The 2,638-nt window shown below is 68.9% G+C and carries 3 protein-coding genes; 1 reads left to right on the top strand and 2 read right to left on the bottom strand.

Annotated elements, in window-relative coordinates:
* Positions 1–826, bottom strand: an 826-nt coding sequence (locus WA965_RS22580; protein WP_526448098.1) for an AAA family ATPase, incomplete at its 3' end; no start/stop codon positions are given.
* Positions 823–1,971, bottom strand: a complete 1,149-nt coding sequence (locus WA965_RS22585; protein ID WP_526295817.1) for a metallophosphoesterase family protein — start codon at positions 1,969–1,971, stop codon at positions 823–825. The genes WA965_RS22580 and WA965_RS22585, both read right to left, overlap by 4 nt.
* Positions 1,972–2,074: 103 nt before the next feature.
* Between WA965_RS22585 and WA965_RS22590 the strand changes: the two genes are divergently transcribed.
* Positions 2,075–2,620 (top strand): SixA phosphatase family protein, encoded by a 546-nt coding sequence (locus WA965_RS22590; protein WP_526448099.1) that lies wholly within the window; start codon positions 2,075–2,077, stop codon positions 2,618–2,620.
* Positions 2,621–2,638 lie beyond the last annotated feature (18 nt).

Here is a 2,638-nt window from a genome sequence, read left to right on the forward strand (position 1 = left end):
CGGTGGCCCTGTCGAACTCGCCGCGCAACGTCGCGACCTCGTCGGCAGCGGCCCGGGCCCGCACCAGGCGCTCTGCGGCACAGGCGCTTTCGCCGGACAGCACGGCCAACTCAGCCGTCAGGTTCGCGTGCCGGCGCACTGCGTCGTCGACCTCGGCGATCGACGCGGCACACCTGGCGACGTCCTCGTCGGCAGCCCGCAACCTGTTGGCTGCAGCGGCCCATTCTCCGGTGGGACGTCCCGTGGCCGTGAAGTAGCGGCGGAACTCCCCGTCGATCCGGTCGATCAGCAGGGTGTCCACGTCGCCGCGATTCGCCGCTGCGGAGTCAGGGTCGTCCACCTCGCCGGCGACCACGTCGAGCGCGCGGGAGAGCGCGTTGCACCCGGAGAGATCCGCTGCCGAGGTCGGCGCCGACTGCAGCACCCGTTGCGCCTGCCACAGGTCAAGATCGACGGTCTCGGCGAGCATCGCGCGCACCTTCTCGTGCGCTTCGTCCCCGGTGAGTTGCCCGCGCCGCGGCGCCAGCATCGTCAACTCCGTCTCGGCGCGCTTGTGGAAACGCTTGCGATACACGAATCGATAGGGACCGGTGGAGATCTCGGCGGTGACCTCGGCGCCGACATCGGCGTGGGTCGGCTTGACCTGCTTGACTTCCTTCTTGGTCGAGCGGTCCTTGGCCTCCAGCAGCAGATCGAGCGCCTCGAGCATCGACGTCTTGCCGATCTCGTTGGCGCCGCTGACGATGACGACGCCGTGATCCGGAAACTCGATGTCGCGGTGGGTGATTCCGCGGTAGTTCGTCAGGGTCAGCCGATGCAACTTCACGCCGCACCTCCCTCGGCGAGACGCAGCAGCAACGCCAGTGCGGCCCTCGCATCCTCGGCGTCCTCGCCGGTGGAGCGTGCGGTGGCCACCAGCTCGTCCACCGCGGCGACCGCAAAACCGCCGATGCCGAGGTCGTCGAACTCGCCGTCGGCGGGCATCACGGCGATGTCGGTCTGCTTGTCCCACGGCACGAGCGCGGCGAACAACCGCGCATACCGGTCCAGGCAGGCATCCAGCGCCGCCCGGTCGGTGACTGTCAGCGACCCGGTGAGACCCAACCGGATCACCGTGCGCTCCTTGTCGGGCATCAGGTCGAGATTGATGTCCAGGTCCGCGATGTCGCGACTGGTGTCCACGGCACGGCGCAGCGAGACGAACCGCCAGGCGCCGATGCGGCGGGCGTCGACCTCGACCGACCGCACCGGATCGGCCTCGTCGATGTCGACGACGAGCACCTGCCCCGGGTCGGGTTCGATGTCGTCGTAGTTCGTCACCTCGGGAGAGCCGGAGTACCAGATCCGGCCGGTGGCGCCGACGTTCATCCGGGAGTGCTTGTCCCCCAACGCCACATAGTGCACGGCACCTCGGGCGATGGCTGCCTCGAGCGCTGCGAGCCCGATCAACGACGCCCTGTCCTTGTCGGGAACCAGGATGTCGACCGCTCCGTGTCCGACGACGATGCGGGTGACCCCGTCGGCGGGCAGCGCGTCGAGCACCTCCGCGACCAGATCCGTGGTGGGCGCCTTCGAATACCACGGCGCGGCGACCAATTCGAGCCCCGGGCGCACCTCGTGGACTCCGGGACGGTCCAGCACGATCACGTTGTCGGGTCGCTCCGCGGTGAACAGCGCACTGGTGTACACCGACGCCGCGTCCAGCGGGTCGTGATTGCCGGGAAGCAGGTAGACGGGCACCTTGACACCGCGCATCGCCTCCAACGACTGGCTCACGTCGCGCGGCGCCAGCTGGTTGTGCTCGAACACATCTCCGGCCACCACGACGAATTCGGCGGCCACCTCGTCGGCGAGCGGGCCGAGCGCGGTGACCGCGGCCCGGCGGGCGGCCGAATAACGGGGCTGTGCCTCCTCGCTGAGGAAGTGACGGGTCATGCCGAGTTGCCAGTCGGCAGTGTGCAGAAACCGCATCTCAACCCCTCCTCTCCATCAGTTCGTCATCGGGCAACGCGAGTCTAGGACGGGCCGCCGACAAGTCCCGGGACGCTCACCGGCATGGCCTACCGTTATCCGGATGACGACGACCATTCGCACGCTGCTTCTGCTCCGACACGCCAAATCGGACTATCCGTCCGGCGTCGACGACCACGACCGCCCGCTGGCGGACCGGGGCATCCGGGAGGCCGCGGTGGCCGGCGATTGGATCCGGGCCTACCTGGGGGACAACGCCGAGGTGGACGCGATCCTGTGCTCGACGGCGACGCGCACCCGACAGACGCTGGAGCGGACCGGCATCACCGCGCCCGTGCAGTACGTGGACCGACTCTACGACTCGACGCCCGGGGTGGTCATCGACGAGATCAACGCGGTCCGGTCCCGGTTCGCCGGCGACATCGGCGATCACGGCGAACTGGCCACGCTGCTCGTCGTCGGACACGAACCGGTGATGTCGGGGCTGGCACTCAACCTGGCGAACGAGCAGACGGCCGACAGTACTGTCGCCCAGGAGATCTCGGCGAAGTTCCCCACCTCGTCGATCGCGGTGCTGCGTACAGCCGCGCCGTGGGATCAGCTCGCGCTCGGCAGCGCCGAACTCGTCGACTTCCACATCGCGCGCTGAGCGCGCAAGACGGCGGCG

The sequence above is a fragment of the Mycobacterium sp. genome (assembly GCF_049683935.1).
Lineage (GTDB): Bacteria > Actinomycetota > Actinomycetes > Mycobacteriales > Mycobacteriaceae > Mycobacterium.

What these genes read in the sequence shown, in the direction of transcription:
- WA965_RS22590 (WP_526448099.1), top strand. Translation starts at nt 2,075, where the DNA reads ATGACGACGACCATTCGCACGCTGCTTCTGCTCCGACACGCCAAATCG.
- WA965_RS22585 (WP_526295817.1), bottom strand. Translation starts at nt 1,971, where the DNA reads ATGCGGTTTCTGCACACTGCCGACTGGCAACTCGGCATGACCCGTCAC.